Origin of the sequence: Pseudomonas sp. B15(2017), assembly GCF_002113215.1 — a bacterium.
GTDB lineage: Bacteria > Pseudomonadota > Gammaproteobacteria > Pseudomonadales > Pseudomonadaceae > Aquipseudomonas.
In genome coordinates this window covers 2,279-3,542 of the sequence record NZ_NEJZ01000033.1, presented here as the reverse complement: position 1 = coordinate 3,542, position 1,264 = coordinate 2,279, and the positions used below count along the sequence as shown (strand labels likewise).

Here is a 1,264-nt window from a genome sequence, read left to right as displayed (position 1 = left end):
GCGTGCGTTTTACGAAGCGCGCCACTTTCTTTTGCAGGTTTGATTCCGGGAACGAGAAGTACAGGTCTGCATGCTCTTCCTGCAACCACTGCATCATGTTGCCGATGATGGTCGACGGGTTTTCGGCCATCAGGCTGTCCAGTAGATCTTTCGGCACCTCCCACCACGGCCAATCCCTCACCTTCGGCACCACCCTCGGCCCGACTTCCAGCGTTCTGCCATTGATCAGATACCGCTCAAACACCGGCAGCACTTCCCCGGCCGTCTCCCCCAGCCCTTCAAGAATCGGATAGATATGCCGTCCATCCCAGAACCGGAAAAACACTTCGGTCCCGTCTGGCATCTTCACCTGGGTCAAACTGCGCAGATGTTCGAAAACTTCGTTGGGTTCGGAGCGGGAGACGGCCAGCCAGCCCCAGTCGAGGGCGTCGGTTTCGGTGATCCAGGGCAGGAACGCTGAGTTGGCCTTGAGTTCGGCGACGTAGGGCATCACCGGTTGCCAGGTGGCGTAGGGCGTGCCGCCCCAGATGGGAATGGCCTGGACGGTGGGCTCGCTTTGGTAGAGGTTTTTCAGTGCGTCGGCATCGCTGGCGGCGCTGATGATCAGGTACAGGCGTTCGTCTTTTTTCAGCGGCTGTTGTGCCAGCCAGTCCTTGGGTGTCAGTCGATTAGATGGCACAGGCACCTGCCTTGCATTTTTCGCATTCTTCACAGAACGGCGCGTTGCGTTTGAGCGTATTGATTTGCGCCGGGGTCAGTACGGCACCTGCCTTGTCGGCGTCGGCCTGTTTCAGCACGCCGGGCAGTAGCGGGGCAGCGCCGGAGCCGCTGCCCGGGCCACCGCCGGAGTTGATGTTGATCGCCGGCCCGCTCATGGTCACGCCGCCGCCATCGATCTTGATGAAGCTGCCGCCACCGACCAGCGTCAGTTCAGCGCCAGCTTCCAGCACGACCTTCATACCGCTGCTCAGGTGAATTTCCTGGCCGGCGTCGATGAATTGCCCGGTGCCGATCTTGATGTGCTGGTTCACGCCCACGGTCAGATGGTCGTTGGCGCGGGCTTCGACTTTGCGGTCTTCGTAGACGGTGTGGTGTTCCTCGGCCTTGAATTCCGTGTAGCTGTTCTTTTCCACGACGTCGTGGCGTTCGTTGCCGACGCGGATTTTCTGGTCGTGTTCGATGTTCTCGTCCCAGTCGCGCTGGGCGTGCAGGAAGATCTGTTCCTGGCCTTTCTTGTCTTCGATGCGCAGTTCGTTGAAGCCAC

1 protein-coding gene and 1 pseudogene are annotated in these 1,264 nt (G+C 60.0%); both read right to left on the bottom strand.

Going from position 1 to position 1,264, the window contains the following annotated elements; genetic code table 11:
- On the bottom strand, positions 1-679 hold a 679-nt coding region (locus CAF73_RS29460; protein ID WP_085705414.1), incomplete at its 3' end, for a DUF4123 domain-containing protein.
- A pseudogene (locus tag CAF73_RS29455) lies at positions 669-1,264 on the bottom strand (type VI secretion system tip protein VgrG); the annotation flags it as partial. The pseudogene CAF73_RS29455 and the gene CAF73_RS29460, both read right to left, overlap by 11 nt.